General features: G+C 63.4%; 12 protein-coding genes. 2 read left to right on the plus strand and 10 right to left on the minus strand.

The features are described 5' to 3' along the window. Nucleotides 1-2: 2 nt before the first annotated feature. The 8 genes from mraY to coq7 all read right to left on the minus strand — a co-directional run bounded on the left by mraY (nt 3) and on the right by coq7 (nt 8,877). Nucleotides 3-1,172, minus strand: a complete 1,170-nt coding sequence (gene mraY, locus JMY28_RS35995) for a phospho-N-acetylmuramoyl-pentapeptide-transferase (RefSeq protein WP_028207787.1) — start codon at nt 1,170-1,172, stop codon at nt 3-5. A gap of 20 nt (nt 1,173-1,192) precedes the next feature. Further along, on the minus strand, nt 1,193-2,629 hold the full coding sequence (locus JMY28_RS36000) for a UDP-N-acetylmuramoyl-tripeptide--D-alanyl-D-alanine ligase (RefSeq protein ID WP_201700645.1): 1,437 nt from the start codon (nt 2,627-2,629) through the stop codon (nt 1,193-1,195). Further along, nucleotides 2,626-4,176: a UDP-N-acetylmuramoyl-L-alanyl-D-glutamate--2,6-diaminopimelate ligase gene (locus tag JMY28_RS36005; RefSeq protein WP_201700646.1), complete on the minus strand. Its 1,551-nt coding sequence runs from the start codon at nt 4,174-4,176 to the stop codon at nt 2,626-2,628. The genes JMY28_RS36000 and JMY28_RS36005 overlap by 4 nt, the downstream gene beginning before the upstream one ends. Further along, on the minus strand, nt 4,173-6,068 hold the full coding sequence (locus JMY28_RS36010) for a peptidoglycan D,D-transpeptidase FtsI family protein (protein WP_201700647.1): 1,896 nt from the start codon (nt 6,066-6,068) through the stop codon (nt 4,173-4,175). Before JMY28_RS36010 ends, JMY28_RS36005 begins: the two co-directional genes overlap by 4 nt. Further along, nucleotides 6,065-6,421, minus strand: coding sequence for a cell division protein FtsL (gene ftsL, locus JMY28_RS36015; RefSeq protein ID WP_201700648.1), 357 nt, complete (start codon nt 6,419-6,421; stop codon nt 6,065-6,067). The genes JMY28_RS36010 and ftsL overlap by 4 nt, the downstream gene beginning before the upstream one ends. Further along, entirely contained in the window at nt 6,418-7,371 is a 954-nt protein-coding gene (rsmH, locus tag JMY28_RS36020; RefSeq protein WP_201700649.1) for a 16S rRNA (cytosine(1402)-N(4))-methyltransferase RsmH, read from the minus strand. Before rsmH ends, ftsL begins: the two co-directional genes overlap by 4 nt. 16 nt (nt 7,372-7,387) lie before the next feature. Beyond that, complete coding sequence (mraZ, locus tag JMY28_RS36025) at nt 7,388-7,816, minus strand: division/cell wall cluster transcriptional repressor MraZ (protein WP_028207782.1); 429 nt, start codon at nt 7,814-7,816, stop codon at nt 7,388-7,390. Nucleotides 7,817-8,214: 398 nt separating this feature from the next. After that, nucleotides 8,215-8,877, minus strand: coding sequence for a 2-polyprenyl-3-methyl-6-methoxy-1,4-benzoquinone monooxygenase (gene coq7, locus JMY28_RS36030; RefSeq protein WP_201700650.1), 663 nt, complete (start codon nt 8,875-8,877; stop codon nt 8,215-8,217). Between the two features lie 307 nt (nt 8,878-9,184). Here coq7 and JMY28_RS36035 point away from each other — a divergent pair, with 307 nt between their 5' ends. Further along, nucleotides 9,185-10,384, plus strand: coding sequence for a porin (locus JMY28_RS36035; RefSeq protein ID WP_201700651.1), 1,200 nt, complete (start codon nt 9,185-9,187; stop codon nt 10,382-10,384). Nucleotides 10,385-10,529: 145 nt separating this feature from the next. Here JMY28_RS36035 and JMY28_RS36040 read toward each other — a convergent pair whose 3' ends face one another. Together JMY28_RS36040 and JMY28_RS36045 are read right to left on the minus strand one after the other, a co-directional pair. Beyond that, complete coding sequence (locus tag JMY28_RS36040; RefSeq protein WP_201700652.1) at nt 10,530-12,203, minus strand: long-chain fatty acid--CoA ligase; 1,674 nt, start codon at nt 12,201-12,203, stop codon at nt 10,530-10,532. 148 nt (nt 12,204-12,351) lie between these two features. Next, on the minus strand, nt 12,352-14,430 hold the full coding sequence (locus tag JMY28_RS36045) for a molybdopterin-containing oxidoreductase family protein (RefSeq protein ID WP_201700653.1): 2,079 nt from the start codon (nt 14,428-14,430) through the stop codon (nt 12,352-12,354). 178 nt (nt 14,431-14,608) lie between these two features. On the opposite strand from JMY28_RS36045, the gene JMY28_RS36050 reads away from it, so the two are divergent. Then, nucleotides 14,609-15,802, plus strand: coding sequence for a M20 aminoacylase family protein (locus JMY28_RS36050; RefSeq protein ID WP_201700654.1), 1,194 nt, complete (start codon nt 14,609-14,611; stop codon nt 15,800-15,802). Nucleotides 15,803-16,023: the final 221 nt, after the last annotated feature.

Here is a 16,023-nt window from a genome sequence, read left to right on the forward strand (position 1 = left end):
GCTCAACGCAGCTTGAGCGTGGACAAGCCGATCAGACACAGCATCAGCGTGATGACCCAGAAACGCACGACAACCTGCGTTTCTTTCCAGCCAGACAGCTCGAAATGGTGATGCAGCGGCGCCATCTTGAAGATGCGGCGCCCTTCGCCGTAACGCTTTTTCGTGTACTTGAACCAGGTGACCTGGAGCATCACGGAGAGCGTCTCCGCGACGAAAATGCCGCCCATGATGAAGAGCACGATTTCCTGACGCACGATCACCGCAATGGTTCCGAGTGCGCCGCCGAGCGCGAGCGCACCCACGTCGCCCATGAACACCTGAGCGGGATACGTGTTGAACCAGAGGAACGCGAGCCCTGCCCCACCCATCGCCGAACAGAAGATGAGCAGCTCGCCAGCGCCGGCGATGTGCGGAAAGAGCAGATATTTCGAATAGACCGAGCTGCCCATCACATAGGCGAACACGCCAAGCGACGCACCGACCAGCACGACGGGCATGATGACGAGACCGTCGAGGCCATCGGTGAGGTTCACGGCGTTGCTCGCGCCGACGATCACGAAGTACGTGAGCGCGATGAAGCCCCACACGCCGAGCGGATAGCTGATCGACTTGAGGAAGGGCAGCAGCAAGTCGGCGCGCGCGGGAAGACCCATCGACAGGCCGCTACGCACCCACGCCATGAAGAGATCGAACACGCGCACGTTGCTCGCTTCGGACACGCTGAACGCGAGGTACACCGCGGCGAACAAACCGATCACCGACTGCCAGAAGTACTTTTCGCGCGAAGACATGCCGCGCGGGTCCTTGTAGACGACCTTGCGATAGTCGTCGACCCAACCGATCGCGCCGAAGCCGAACGTGACGAGCATCACGATCCAGATGAAGCGGTTCGTGAGATCGCCCCACAGCAAGGTGGAAACCGCGATGCCCAGCAGAATGAGCACACCGCCCATGGTGGGCGTGCCGGACTTCACGAGGTGAGTTTGCGGGCCGTCCGTACGCACGGCTTGGCCGACCTTCATTGCGGTGAGCTTGCGGATCACCCAGGGGCCGAGGAAAAGCCCGATCGCCATCGCGGTGATGGTGGCCATCACCGCACGGAACGTCAGATAACTGAACACGCGCAAGAAGCTTGCGTCATTCTGCAGCCATTGCGCCAGCGCCAGTAGCATGCCTTGTATTCCTTAGTATTTCAGTGCGCGCCGGACTTGGCGTCCGGCGCAGGGTTTTGCGGATTCGTAAGCGGGTTTGTCAAAGCCGCCACTACGCGCTCCATCTGCATGAAGCGCGAGCCTTTCACGAGAATCGTTGCACCAGCGCCGTAACCGCCGCCGGCCAGCGAGCGCACGAGTTCGCCCACGTCCGCCGAATGCAGCGCCTGCGCGCCGAACGCCGTTGCGCTATCACGCGCCGCGTCGCCGAGTGTGTAGAGCGCGTCGATGCCGCGTTCCTTCGCGTAAGCGCCCACCTCGCGGTGAAACGCGGGACCGTCGTCGCCGACTTCGCCCATGTCGCCCAGCACGAGCACGCGCGGCGACACGCGCGAAGCCAGCACGTCGATCGCCGCACGCACCGAATCGGGATTCGCGTTGTAGGTGTCGTCGATCACCGTTGCGCCCGCCAGCTCGCCGAGCGCGGCGCGCTTCACCTGCAAGCGGCCCTTCACCGGCTCGAACGCCTCCAGCCCGCGGCCGATCGCTTCGAGCGATACGCCCGACGCGATCGCCGCCGCCGTGGCCGCCAGCGCGTTGTGCGCGTTGTGCGCACCCAGCACCTTCAACTCCACTTCGAGACGACCTTCCGGCGTCGCGATCGCGAGACGGTTGCCACCCGTCTCGCCAACGAGCTTGCCGGTGACGGCCGCTTCGACCGCGCTCGCCTCCGTATGCAGCGCGAAGTCGAGAATGCGCGAACCCGTTGCCGCTACGCGCCAGATGCTCGCGTAAGCATCGTCAGCGGGAAACACCGCGACGCCCGTGGGCTTGAGCACATGGATCACGCTCGCATGCTCGAGTGCGACGGCTTCCACCGTCGCCATGAACTCCTGATGCTCGCGCTGCGCGTTGTTCACCACCGCGACCGTCGGCTCGGCGAATTTCGCGAGCAACTCAGTTTCGCCCGGGTGATTCATGCCGAGTTCAACGACGGCCAGCCGATGAGCACTGCTCAAACGCAGCAACGTTAACGGCACGCCGATGTCGTTATTGAGGTTTCCGGTGGTCGCGAGACGCAAATTTTCACCAACGGCCGCCGCGAAGATCGATGCGATCATTTCCTTGACCGTCGTCTTGCCGTTGCTGCCCGTCACGGCGACGAGCGGCATCGAGAAGCGACGGCGCCAGCCGAGCGCGAGCGCGCCGAGCGCCTTGCGCGTGTCGTCCACGCGCAGCGCGGGAATGCGCCAGTCGCCGGGGCTGCGCGAAACCAGCGCCGCGCTCACGTGACGGTTCGCGACTTCACCGAGAAAGTCATGCGCGTCGAAGCGGTCGCCCTTGAGCGCGACGAAGAGATCGCCGGGGCCCGTGGTGCGGCTGTCGGTCGAAATGCGCTCGAACGTCGCGTTCTCGTCGCCGAGGACGCTCGCGCCGGGAATCAGCGCCGCGGCTTCGCGCAGGGAGAGCATCGTCATTCACCACCTCCGCGCCCGTGCGTGGCACGGGCGGCGAGTGCAAGCCGCGCGTGGTCCTGATCGGAGAACGCGCGCTTCTTGCCCATGATTTCCTGGGTCGCCTCGTGGCCCTTGCCGGCCAGCAAGACGACGTCTTCGCGCGCCGCGGCGCGCACGGCTTGCAGGATCGCGCTCGCGCGATCCTCGATGCGCCGCGCCTTCGCGGCGTCGCGCATGCCTTGCGCGATCTGGTCGATGATCGCGGCAGGCGATTCGCTGCGCGGGTTATCGCTCGTCACGACGACCTGATCGGCGAGACGTTCCGCAATCGCGCCCATGAGCGGGCGCTTGGTCGCGTCGCGGTCGCCACCGCAGCCGAACATGCAGATGAGCTGGCCGCCGCGCGCGGCTGCCATCGGACGCAGCGCTTCGAGCGTCTTTTCGAGCGCGTCGGGCGTATGCGCGTAATCGATCACAACGAGCGGCTCATCGTGGTCGGCGCGCCCGCCAAGACGCTCCATGCGGCCGTTCACCGGCTGCAGCTTCGAGATCTCGTTGAGCGCCGCGATGAGCGGCACATTTGCCGCGAGCAGCGCGCCGAGCACGCCGAGCAGATTGCTCACGTTGAAGAGGCCTAGAACATGCGCCTCGACTTGCGCCTCGCCCCAGTCCGACGTTTCCAGATGGAACGCCGTGCCCGTAGCGGTCGCTCGCACATCGCTTGCGCGCAGCCAGGCGTCGGCAACGGGTGCGTCGGCAGCAGGCGTTTCCACGCCATATGCGATCGTGCGCGCCGTACCGCGCGTAGCGGCGATCAGCCGGCGGCCCGCTGCGTCGTCGGCGTTGATGATCGCCGCGCGCAGACCCGGCCATGCGAACAGGCGCGCCTTCGCGGCTTCATAGGCCTCGAACGTGCGGTGATAATCGAGATGGTCTTGCGTGAGATTCGTGAAAACAGCGATGTCGAACGAGGTACCGTTTACGCGGCCCTGATGCAGCGCGTGCGAGGATACTTCCATCGCAATAAGTTGTGCGCCTTCGCCACGCAATTGCGCGAGGCTGCGCTGCAATTGCGGCGCATCGGGCGTAGTGAAGCCCGTATGCACTAGCTGCCCCGGAAACCCCGTGCCCAGCGTGCCGACGATCGCGCACTTCTGGCCGATGGCCGTGAACGCCGAGGCGATCCACTGGCTGCACGACGTCTTGCCGTTCGTGCCCGTCACACCGACCACGAGCATCGCATCGCTCGGGTCGCCATACCAGCCGCTTGCGATTTCCCCCGCGAGCACATCGAGTTGCGGCACAGCGAGCGCGATCGACGCGTCGAGCTTTTCGCCCGTATGGCCTTCCGGCTGATACAGCACGGCTGCGGCGCCACGCTCGATGGCGTTGGCGATGTGCGGACGATTGTCCGCGCCCTCGACGGCGTAAGCGAGAAACACGTCACCCGGCTTGAGCGAGCGCGTGTCGGCGTGCAGGCCGGCTTCGGGCGCGACGTGCGCGCGCAGCCATGCGAGCGCGTCCGCGATCTGCCGGTGCGCGGGATGCTGGGTGCGCGTGGCGCTCATCGGACGACTCCGGGTCGATTTTTCGCGTTGTCCGCGACGGTCATGTGATGCGCGGCTGCGGCGCTTTTCGCGGCGCTCGCGTTCGCCACGTGCTTCACAGCCGAAGCCGGCGCGTTCGCAACGGCCGGGGCGGAAGCGCCGGCGGCGCTATTGTCCTCGACGACGAGCTGTTTCACCGGCATATCCGGCGGCACGTTGAGCGAGCGCAGCGTATCGCCGACGATGCCCGAGAACACCGGACCCGACACCGCGCCGCCGAAGTGGCTGCCGGCAGTCGGTTCGTCGACCGTGACGGCCACGACGATGCGCGGATTCGGCATCGGCGCCATGCCGACGAACGACGCGCGGTACTTTGAATGATCGTAGCCGTGCGGACCATGCTTGTAGGCCGTACCGGACTTGCCGCCCACGCGGTAGCCGGGAACGGCGGCATCGGGCGACGTGCCGTCTTTCGACACCACGCTCTCCAGCATCGCGCGCACTTCACGCGCCGTGGTCGGCGCGAACACCTGGGTGCCTTGCACCGGCTGCGTGTCGCCAGGGTGGCGGAAGATCGTGACCGGCAGAATCTGGCCGTCGTGCGCGATCGCCGTATACGCGCGCGCGAGCTGGAACAGCGATACGGAGAGGCCGTAGCCGTAGGACATCGTCGCCTGCTCGATGCGGCGCCAGCTTTTCCACGGACGCAGACGGCCCGCCGCCGCGCCGGGGAACCCGACCTTCGGCGCCTGACCGAGACCGATGCTGGTGTACATGTCCCACATTTCTTCGGGCTTGAGCGTCATCGCGATCTTCGTCGCGCCGATGTTGCTCGACTTCTGGATCACGCCACCAACCGTCAGGACGCCGAACGCCGCGTCGTCGGTGATGGTCGCGCCGTCGAGGGTGAAGTGGCCCGGGCCCGTATCCACCAGTGTACTCGGCGAGACGCGGTGCAGATCCAGCGCGAGCGACACCGTGAACGGCTTCATGATCGAGCCCGGCTCGAACACGTCGGTGAGAATGCGGTTGCGCAACTGCTCGCCCGTGAGGTGCGAGCGATCGTTCGGGTTGTAGGTCGGATAGTTGACGAGCGCGAGCACTTCGCCCGTGCGCACGTCCACCACCATTGCCGCGCCGGCCTTGGCCTTGAACTTCTCGACGGCGGCCTTCAGGTTCGAATACGCGATGTACTGGATCTTGCTGTCGATCGACAGTTCGACGTCCTTGCCATCGTGGGGCACGACCGTTTCGTCGACGTCCTCGACGATGTGGCCCATGCGGTCCTTGATGACGTGGCGAATGCCGGGCACGCCCGCGAGCATCTTCTGGTCGGACAGCTCGACGCCTTCCTGGCCTTCGTCCTCGACGTTGGTGAAACCGATCAAGTGCGCGGTGACGTCGCCTTCCGGATAGAAGCGCTTGTACTCGTTGCGCTGGTAAACGCCCGGAATATCGAGCGCCGTCACTTTCTGCGCGACGTCGAGCGGCACCTGGCGCTTCACGTAGACGAACGTCTTGTCTTCGGAGAGCTTCGCGCGCAGCTCTTTCGTGTTCATGCCGAGCAGCGTACCGAGCTGGTTGAGCTTGTCGGCGCCGAGATCGTCGGGCACAGCTTCGGGAATCGCCCAGATCGCGCGCACGGGCAGACTCGTGGCGAGCACGAGCCCGTTGCGGTCGAGAATCTTGCCGCGCGTGGCCGGCAGCTCGATCGTGCGCTGGTAGCGGCTTTCGCCCTGCTTTTGATAGAACGCGTTGCCCGGGCCCTGGATCCAGAACGCGCGCGCGGCAAGCGCGACGAACGCCATGAATAGCAGGAACACGACGAGCTTCGAGCGCCACATCGGCAGGCGCACGGAGAGAATGGGGTTGGCGCTGAAGGCGACGCTCTTGCGGCGATTGTCCTTTTTCATCGCGTGCCTCCGCGGCGGGCAGCCGTGGGCGCGGCGCCCTGCGGGGGCGCCGAGGTCGGCACAGGAGCGTCGACGGCGGTTGCGGCGCCCGGCGCGAGCGTCAGATATTGCGTGCGTCCGGTCGTGACGGCCTGCATCTTGAGCGAGTCGGTGGCGATCTGTTCGATGCGCGACGTTCTCGACAGCGCGCTCTGCTGATATTGAAGCTGTGCGTAGTCCTGCTGGAGCTGGTGCTCCTGCGACTGCGCGCGTTGCAACTGGATGAAGATCTGGCGCTGCTGATTGGTGGCGTTCACGACAGAAAGCGCGCACCCCATGACGACGATCAGCAGGAAGATATTCAGACGATTCATGGCGTGATGCGCTCCGCGGTGCGCATCACGGCCGAGCGGGCGCGCGGGTTCGCGGCAACTTCTTCGTCGCTCGCGAACACGCGTCCGATCAGCTTGAGCGGCGGGCTCGGCAGGTCGACGGCGCGAATCGGCAGGCGGCGATCCACCGCCGGCGCGCTCGCGTGCGCCTGCATGAATCGCTTGACGATCCGGTCTTCGAGCGAATGAAAGCTGATGACCACCAGCCGCCCCCCCTGTTCCAGCAACGACAATGCTGCTTCTAGAACGACCTGCAGCTCCGCAAGCTCTTGATTGACGTGAATCCGTATAGCTTGAAAGGTGCGGGTTGCCGGGTCCTTACCCTTCTCACGGGTTTTGACGACGTTAGCCACGATTTGGGCAAGCTCGCCCGTGCTGTCGAGAGGCCCGAGACGGTCGGACTCTGCCCGGCGAGCAACAAGCGCCTTTGCAATCTGAAAAGCAAACCGTTCTTCCCCATAATCTCGAATCACCTCCGTCAGTTCCTGCACCGTGGCCCGAGCGAGCCAGTCAGCGGCGGACTCGCCGCGCGTCGGGTCCATCCGCATGTCGAGCGGACCATCCGCGCGGAAACTGAAACCGCGCTGCGGATCGTCGAACTGCGGCGACGACACGCCAAGGTCCAGCAACACTCCCGACACGCGCCCTACCCCGCGCGACACGAGCTCGTCGCGCAGCGAAGCAAAACTCTCATGGACGATTGAAAACCGCGCGTCACCAACGGTTTGCGCCGTGGCGATCGCCAGCGGGTCCTTGTCGAACGCGATCAGACGCCCCGCCTCTCCCAGGCGGCCGAGGATCGCGCGACTATGCCCGCCGCGGCCGAACGTGCCGTCCACATAGACGCCGTCCGCGCGCGTGATCAGCGCGTTCACCGCTTCGTCTAGCAGCACCGTGCGATGCTGCAGTCCCTGTCCCATCGCAGATGCCATAGCTTTTTAACCGCGATCAGAACGTGAAATTTTTCAGGGCGTCGGGCATGCCCTGGGCCATCGCCGCCTGTTCCTTGGCGGCGTAGGTCTGCGCATCCCACAACTCAAAATGACTACCCATGCCAAGCAGCATGACTTCCTTTTCCATTCCTGCCGCCAGACGTAATTCAGGTGAGACGAGCACGCGACCCGCACTGTCGACATCGACATCGGATGCATTGCCGAGAAAAATGCGGCGCCACCAGTGCGCATCCATCGGCAAGGCGGCGACCTTCGAGCGGAACACTTCCCATTCGGGGCGCGGAAATAGCAACAGGCAGCCGTCCGGGTGCTTGGTGATCGTCACCCGTCCTTCTGCCTGTTGTTGCAGCGCTTCCCGATAGCGAGACGGAATCGACATCCGTCCTTTCGCATCGAGTGTCAGCGCCGACGCCCCCTGGAACAATTTGCTCCCCCTAGTGCGGCGCTTTTCGCCGCCCGCCTAAATCTCGGAAAATCTACCTGAATACGCGCCCGAAATCACACAAAAATACACTTTCTCACACTGTCTCCCACTTTAGAGGAACACCTAACGAGGGTCAAGGGAGACCAGACGTTTTTTGACGAAATTTATCCGCTAGAACAAGGACTTAGCGGCACTTGTTGAAGTCGGCACAAAAGCCAAAAAGCGTTATGAATGAATGAGCTAACGCAGGTTCTGAAGGTGATACGTGAAAAGCGCGGCGATAAACGGCCTACGGCGGGATCGAGTGGGGACTTGCGGGGATTAAAACCAGGAGCTGAAAGCTCTGAAAGATTAATTCAGGTTTGGGCCGACAGCGATTGCCGGCCCAGACCGTCTAATCAGATGTAATAGGCGGTGCGCGTCATGACTTTCGATGCTACACGCATTAGCGAACGCACCGGCAGCGGCAGTTCGACTCCGCCCAGATCGGTGGCCGATTTCGCGTGCGAGATTTCGTCGGCGCGCATCTGCTCGACGACCGCACGCGACTCGAGATCGGCGGGCGGGAGGCTATCGAGGTGGCTGTCGAGATGGTGCTCGACCTGGCGCTCGGTTTCGGCCATGAAGCCGAGACTCACCTTGTCGCCGAGCCGCCCGGCGGCGAAGCCGATCGCGAGCGCGCCAGCGTACCAAAGCGGATTGAGCAGGCTCGGACGCGAATCGAGCGCCTGCAGACGGCGAGAGGTCCACGCAAGGTGATCCTCTTCTTCGCGCGCGGCCTGCTCGAAGGCAGCCCTGAGCGAGGGCGAGCGCGCCGAGATTTTTTGCGCCTGATATAGCGCCTGGGCACACACTTCGCCCACGTGATTCACGCGCATGAGGCCGGCGGCATGCGTGCGCTCGGCGGCCGTGAGTTCGCTGCCGGCTGGCATCGCATCGCCCTCGGGCGTCACTTCGATCGTAACGGGGGACGGCTGCGGCATCGGGCGCGTCATGCGCGACACGCCGGTGAGCGAACGTAGGCCCCGGTCGAATTCAGTAATCAAATCATCTAGCGTCATCCAGCCTCCCTTTCGTTTCGTTGGCGAGGCGGATTTCTCGCTCGCCCGGACTGCCCTTTCACCTCTACACAAACTCGCGGAGATCCGTCAATCCGGGGCAGCGCCGATAGATAGCCGCATATTCTAGACCATGTTGTGTAAACGAAACAGGTACTTAGCGAGGCCCCGGCTTTTCCTTTGTGACTATTAACCCTTTTGTTACATTACATGCCAACTTCTCGCGAAGTTAGAAGGACAGGACCCCGCACTATAAAAAACTGGTCCTGTTAAAAGACGCAAAAGATTCGCAAACACTGGAGATCATTCAATGAAGAAGTCGCTTCTCGCGCTGGCTGCGCTTGGCGCGTTCGCGGGCGTTGCTCACGCTCAGAGCAGCGTCACGCTGTACGGCATCATCGACGAAGGTTTCAACATCAACACGAATTCGGGTGGCCATCACCTGTACAACCTGTCGAGCGGCGTTCTGCAAGGCAGCCGTTTTGGCCTGCGCGGCGCTGAAGACCTCGGCGGCGGCCTGAAGGCAGTCTTCGTGCTCGAAAACGGCTTCGACGTGAACAGCGGTGCGCTCGGCCAGGGCGGCCTGATGTTCGGCCGTCAGGCTTACGTCGGTCTCTCCAGCTCGCAGTTCGGCACGGTCACGCTGGGTCGCCAGTACGACTCCATTGTCGACTACGTCGGTCCGCTCGAAGCTGGCGACCAGTGGGGCGGCTACATCGTGGCTCACCCGGATGACCTCGACAACTTCAACAACGCATACCGCACGAACAACACGGTCAAGTTCACCAGCGCGAACTACGCCGGCCTGACGTTCGGTGGCACGTACAGCTTCGGCGGTCAGGCTGGCGACTTCACGCACAACCAGATCTGGTCGTTGGGCGCGGGCTACAACAACGGTCCGCTGACCCTCGGCGTTGGCTACCTGAACGCACGCACGCCGGCAGCGACGGGCGGCCTGTTTAACAACGGCGGCACCACGACGACGCCGCCGGCCGTAGCGCTGAAGAGCACAGTGGCTCCGGTGTATTCGGGCTTCCAGACGGCCAACACGTACCAGGTCATCGGTGCAGGCGGCGCGTACACCTTTGGCGCAGCCACGTTCGGCCTGACGTACTCGAACGTCAGCTTCCGCAACCTCGGCGCAGTCACGATCACCGGCACGCCGGCCTATCAGCACGGCGCGAACGCTACGTTCAACAACGTCGAAGCGAACTTCAAGTATCAGTTCACGCCGGCTCTGCTCGCAGGGTTCGCGTTCGACTATACGGACGGCAGCAGCGTCGCCCTGGCCAACGGCTCGAGCAACAGCGGCGCGAAGTACTTCCAGTACGCGCTGGGCACGGACTACTTCCTGTCGAAGCGTACGGACGTCTACCTGGTCGGCGTCTACCAACACGCTACGGGCACGAACTCGAACGACGTCTCGGCTGTCGCTTCGATCAACAACCTGACCGCGTCGACGAGCAACAACGTGTTCACGGCTCGCATCGGTATCCGTCACAAGTTCTAATAAGAACAGTCGCTGTAATCTCGAAGGCGCCTCCGGGCGCCTTTTTTCTTTGGCGCAGCCTCGTTTGGCGCGCCTGGCAAACGGCAAAAGAAAACGGCCTGCCCCTCAGGGAGCAGGCCGTTTTCTCGCTGCGTTCGTGGCGCTTTCAGGCGCGACCGTCGCGCAACTCACGGCGCAGGATCTTGCCGACGTTGCTCTTGGGCAGATCGTTGCGGAACTCGATGATCTTCGGCCGCTTGTAGCCGGTGAGCTGCGTCTTGCAGTACTCGAACACGTCCTTGTCGGTGAGCGCCGGATCCTTCTTGACGATATAGAGCTTCACCGCCTCGCCCGAGTTCTGGTCTGGCACGCCCACCGCCGCCACTTCGAACACGCCCGGCAGCTTCGCCACGACGTCCTCGACTTCGTTCGGATAGACATTGAAGCCCGAGACCAGAATCATGTCCTTCTTGCGGTCGACGAGCTTGATGTACCCGCTCGCATTCATGAGGCCGACGTCGCCCGACTTGAAGTAGCCGTCGTGCGTCATGACCTTCGCCGTTTCTTCCGGACGCTGCCAGTAGCCCGCCATCACCTGCGGCCCGCGGATGCAGATCTCACCGGCTTCGCCAATCGGCAGTTCGTTGCCGGCGTCGTCGCGAATCGAGATTTCAGTGGATGGCAAAGGCAAGCCGATCGTGCCGGTGTATTCCGTTGCCGTGACCGGATTGCAGGTCACGCTGGGTGAGGTTTCAGAGAGCCCGTAGCCTTCGACGATCGGCGTATGCGTGCGCTCGTACCAGCGCTTGGCCACGGCTTCCTGCACGGCCATGCCGCCGCCGTTTGCAACGAGCAGGTGCGTGAAGTCCAGATTGCCGAATTCCGGATGGTTGAGCATCGCGTTGTAGAGCGTGTTGACCGCGGGGAAACACGTGATCGAGTAGCCGCGCAACTCTTTGATCATGCCGCCGATATCGCGCGGATTGGGAATCAGGATCGCGAGACCGCCGGTGCGCAGCGTCAGCAGCCCGCACACAGTCAGCGCGAACACGTGATAAAGCGGCAGCGCCGCGACCGTCACCGGCTGCGTACCGGATGGCAGTTTCGCAAGCGCGGGCTCGGTCCATGCCGCCGACTGCAGCACGTTGGCGACCAGATTGCCATGCAACAGCGTCGCGCCCTTGGCCACACCGGTCGTGCCGCCCGTGTACTGAAGGAAGGCGACGTCCTCGAGCGTCTGCTCGACGCGCTTGAAGCCTTTGCGCGCCCCTTCGGAGAGCGCGTCGTTGAAGCGCACATGGCCGGGCAGGCTCCAGGCGGGCACCATCTTCTTCACGCGCCGCACAACGAAGTTGACGACGAAGCCCTTCGCGCCAAGGAGATCGCCCATCGTCGCGACCAGCACATGCTTCACACGCGTATTGGCGATAACCGCGCTCACGGTTCCGGCGAAATTCTCGAGGACGACGATCGCCTCGGCGCCGCTGTCCTTCAACTGGTGTTCGAGTTCGCGCGGCGTGTAGAGCGGGTTCACGTTGACGACGACATAGCCCGCGCGCAGTACTGCGGCCAGCGCGACCGGATACTGCAGCACGTTGGGCATCATGAGCGCGATGCGCGCGCCACGTGCAATGCCGCGCGACTGGAACCACGCGGCCAGACGCTGGGAGAGTTGGTCCAGCTCACCGTAGGTGATCGTCTTGCCCATGCACGCGAAAGCGGGCTTTGCACGGAATTCGCTGAAGCTCTCCTCGAGCAACGCGGTGATGGACGCGTAACGGCTCGCGTCGATTTCAGCGGGAACGCCGGGCGGGTACGATTTCAGCCAGACTTTTTCCATGCAGCGTCTCCTCCTTGATTTTTCGAATGGTCGTGCTAAAAAATTGGATCGTAGCATGGCGACCCAGCTTTTATGTCAGCAAATCAGCGAGTTAGAAAGGCCCCTCGAACGCGCATTGCGGGGCCGCTTACCGTGTCGTGAGGCACTTTCAGGCGCGCTCGACCTCGACAAGGCAATCGTAGAAAGTCGCCGAGCCGCCGAGGTCGGTGAGCGCCTGGCTCGTCACCTCGTTGGCGTTACGGCCGTCCGGCGCCAGCTTCTTCCACCAGATCGACAGGCCCACCACGAGGCCCTTGCGCACCCGGTCGGTCACACGCGCCCGCGCGCGCATCGAGCCGCGGTCGTTGAACACGCGAACCTCGTCGCCGTCGGTAATCTCGCGGCGGGCGGCGTCGGCCGGATGGAGGTCCACGTGCGGCTCGCCTTCGGTCGCGCGCAGGCTCTCCACGTTCACGAAGGTGCTGTTCAGAAAGTTGCGCGCGGGCGGCGAGATCATCGCGAGCGGATAACGCGCGGCAAGCTCGGGCGCGCCGTCCGCCGACTCGTGCGGCGGCAGATAATCGGGCAGTGGATCGAGCCCATCCTTCGCAAGTGCCTCGCTATGGAACTCGCATTTGCCCGTGGGCGTGCGAAAACCGCCGTTCGCGAACGGCGCTTCGGGAATGTTCAGCTTCAGCCAGCCTTCGCGCTTGAGCGCCGCCCAGTCGGCGCCGCCTAGCGCGGAGTCGCTCCAGTCGAATGCGTGGGCCGCCACGTCTTCGTCGCTTTCGAACAGCGCCGGCTCGGTCAGGCCCATCGCGCGCGCGATGGAACGGAAGATCTCGGTATTCGGCCGCGCCTCTCCAACGGGCGCAATAGCAGGCAGGTTCGCCATGACGTGCGTATGGCCGTAGGACTTGTGCACATCGAGATGCTCGAGCTGGGTAGTAGCTGGGAGCAGCAGGTCAGCGTAATCGGCGGTGTCGGTCTGGAACTGCTCGAGCACGATGGTAAAGAGGTCCTCGCGCGCAAAGCCGGCGGCGACCTTCGCCGACTCGGGCGCAACCGCAACCGGATTCGAGTTGTAGACGACGATCGCTTCGACCTTCGGCCCGAATGCGGCATCGCCTGCGTGCGTGAGGGCGTCGCCAATCTGGTTCATGTTGATGATACGCGGCTGATGTTGCGGCCAGCCCGGAATCAGATCTGGACGCTGTAGGGCGTTTGTATCGACGGGGGCCCAGCCCGACGACGAAAGCAGCACGCCGCCCGCGCGCTCGCGCCACGCGCCGGTCAACGCGGGCAGGCAGGCGATGGCACGCACGGCATTGCCGCCGCCGCGCACGCGTTGCAGGCCATAGTTCATGCGGATTGCCGCCTTGCGCGTCGAGGCGTAGAGGTGCGCGAGATCGACGACAACGTGTTCCTCGATGCCGCAGATCCCGGCGACGCGCGCTGGCGTGTAGGTGAGTGCACGCGCCTTCAGCGCGTCGAAGCCGTGGGTATGTGCCGCAATGTAGTCGTGGTCGAGCCGGTCCTCGGTGATCAGAACGTGCATCATGCCGAGTGCGAGCGCGCCGTCTGTGCCGGGCTTGAGCGCAATGTGCTGATGGCACTTCTCGGCCGTCAGCGAGCGATACGGGTCGATCGCGATCAGCTTCGCGCCGTTGCGTTTCGCTTCTTGCGCGCGGGTCCAGAAGTGCAGGTTCGACGCGATCGGGTTGGCGCCCCAGATCAGGATTACTTCGCTTTCTGCGAAATACTCCGTGAGCATGCCGAGACTCGAGCCGAATGTATAACGCAGGCCGGCGGCGCCCGCCGCCGCGCAGATCGCTCGATCGAGACGCGACGCGCCGAGCTTGTGAAAGAAGCGCTGTGCAATGCTATCGCCCTGAACGAGTCCCATCGTGCCGGCATAGCTGTACGGCAGGATGGCTTCGGGCGCGCGCTGCGCGATTTCGCCGAGGCGTTCGGCGGCGATCCGGTTGGCCTCGTCCCAGTTGATCGGCTCGAAACGCCCTTCCCCCTTGCGTCCGACCCGCTTCATCGGCTGCGTCAAACGCTTCGGGTGATGTACTCGCTCGGCATAGCGGGTCACTTTCGTGCACAGCACGCCCTGGGTGGGCGGATGCTCGGGGTCGCCGCTCACCTTGATCGCCCGGCCGTTTTCAACGGTCACGCGCATCGCGCAGGTATCTGGACAATCGTGCGGGCAAACTGCACGCGCAAATTCGGCTGGGGCGTTCATCGGAAATCCATGGGTGAGGCGTTCTGTCGTAAGTGCGATTTTATTATGTCCAGGGCGCGCGCCCTGTCCGCGCCATGTGGGTTGGCGCGAAAAAAAAGGTTCGGCGTAGAATGGTCCGTCTAGATCCGGCCTGGTTTGGAGACAAGGCCGGGCGCCCACTTTTTGAGCACCGTCCGCCATGAAACTGATTCCGGAAATCCAGGCCGCCCAAGGCGAAATTCAGGGCCTCCGACGAACGATCCACGCGCACCCCGAACTGCGCTACGAAGAAACCCAGACCTCCGACCTCGTCGCAGCGAAACTCACAGAATGGGGCATTGAAGTGCATCGCGGCATGGGCAAGACCGGCGTCGTCGGTGTGCTCAAGCGCGGCAGTGGCAAGCGTATGGTCGGATTGCGCGCTGATATGGACGCGTTGCCGATTCAGGAGCTCAACACGTTTGATCATCGCTCGCGCAACGAAGGCAAGATGCACGCGTGCGGCCACGACGGCCACACGGCGATGCTGCTTGGCGCAGCCCAATATCTCGCGCGGCACGGACAGTTCGACGGCACGATCGTCTTCATTTTCCAGCCCGCTGAAGAAGGCGGTGCCGGCGCGAAAGCCATGATCGAAGATGGCCTCTTCGAGCAGTTTCCTGTGGATGCCGTTTTCGGCATTCACAACTGGCCCGGCATGCCGGCTGGCTACTTCGGCGTGACCGAAGGGCCGATTATGGCTTCGAGCAACGAATTTCGGATCGAAATCAAAGGCGTAGGTTCGCATGCCGCGTTGCCGCACAACGGCCGGGATCCGGTCTTCACGGCGGTGCAGATCGCGAACGGGTTGCAGAGCATCATCACGCGCAACAAGAAGCCACTCGATACGGCCGTGCTCTCGATCACGCAGATTCATGCCGGCGATGCAGTCAACGTGGTGCCGAACACGGCATGGATCGCGGGAACGGTGCGCACCTTCACGACGGAGACGCTGGACCTGATCGAGTCGCGACTACGCAAGATCGTCGAAAGCACGGCTGAAGCGTACGACTGCTCGGTCGACATCACCTTCCATCGCAACTATCCGCCGACGGTGAACAGCAGCGCGGAGGCACAGTTTGCCGCAGAGGTTATGCGAGAGGTGGTCGGCGCCGACCACGTTGACGCGAACGTCGAGCCAACCATGGGCGCCGAGGACTTCTCGTTCATGCTGCTGGAAAAACCCGGCTGCTACGCATTTCTCGGTAACGGCGAAGGCGGCCACCGGGATGCGGGACACGGCGCAGGCCCTTGCATGTTGCACAACGCGAGCTATGACTTTAACGATCAACTGCTACCGGTAGGATCGTCGTTTTGGGTACACCTGGCGGCGAAATTTCTGGCTCAGCGGTGAGTCGAGGCGTAAATGCAAAAAGCCGTCCACTGGACGGCTTTTCTGTTTCCTGCCTGACGTGTGTCGCGTTCTTCGCCCGCCGCAAACGCCAGAACCCCGGTTCTCGTTGAGAGAGACCGGGGTTCTGGACGTTACAGCATAAGGAGCCTGACGATTACCTACTTTCACACGGGCAATCCGCACTATCATCGGCGTGGAGTTGTTTCACGGTCCTGTTCGGG

The sequence above is a fragment of the Paraburkholderia hiiakae genome (assembly GCF_904848665.1).
GTDB lineage: Bacteria > Pseudomonadota > Gammaproteobacteria > Burkholderiales > Burkholderiaceae > Paraburkholderia > Paraburkholderia hiiakae.

Excerpts from the sequence above, each read along its gene's own strand:
- mraY (WP_028207787.1), bottom strand. The coding sequence starts at position 1,172 with ATGCTACTGGCGCTGGCGCAATGGCTGCAGAATGACGCAAGCTTCTTG.
- JMY28_RS36000 (WP_201700645.1), bottom strand. The coding sequence starts at position 2,629 with ATGACGATGCTCTCCCTGCGCGAAGCCGCGGCGCTGATTCCCGGCGCG.
- JMY28_RS36005 (WP_201700646.1), bottom strand. The coding sequence starts at position 4,176 with ATGAGCGCCACGCGCACCCAGCATCCCGCGCACCGGCAGATCGCGGAC.
- JMY28_RS36010 (WP_201700647.1), bottom strand. The coding sequence starts at position 6,068 with ATGAAAAAGGACAATCGCCGCAAGAGCGTCGCCTTCAGCGCCAACCCC.
- ftsL (WP_201700648.1), bottom strand. The coding sequence starts at position 6,421 with ATGAATCGTCTGAATATCTTCCTGCTGATCGTCGTCATGGGGTGCGCG.
- rsmH (WP_201700649.1), bottom strand. The coding sequence starts at position 7,371 with ATGGCATCTGCGATGGGACAGGGACTGCAGCATCGCACGGTGCTGCTA.
- coq7 (WP_201700650.1), bottom strand. The coding sequence starts at position 8,877 with ATGACGCTAGATGATTTGATTACTGAATTCGACCGGGGCCTACGTTCG.
- JMY28_RS36035 (WP_201700651.1), top strand. The coding sequence starts at position 9,185 with ATGAAGAAGTCGCTTCTCGCGCTGGCTGCGCTTGGCGCGTTCGCGGGC.
- JMY28_RS36040 (WP_201700652.1), bottom strand. The coding sequence starts at position 12,203 with ATGGAAAAAGTCTGGCTGAAATCGTACCCGCCCGGCGTTCCCGCTGAA.
- JMY28_RS36045 (WP_201700653.1), bottom strand. The coding sequence starts at position 14,430 with ATGAACGCCCCAGCCGAATTTGCGCGTGCAGTTTGCCCGCACGATTGT.
- JMY28_RS36050 (WP_201700654.1), top strand. The coding sequence starts at position 14,609 with ATGAAACTGATTCCGGAAATCCAGGCCGCCCAAGGCGAAATTCAGGGC.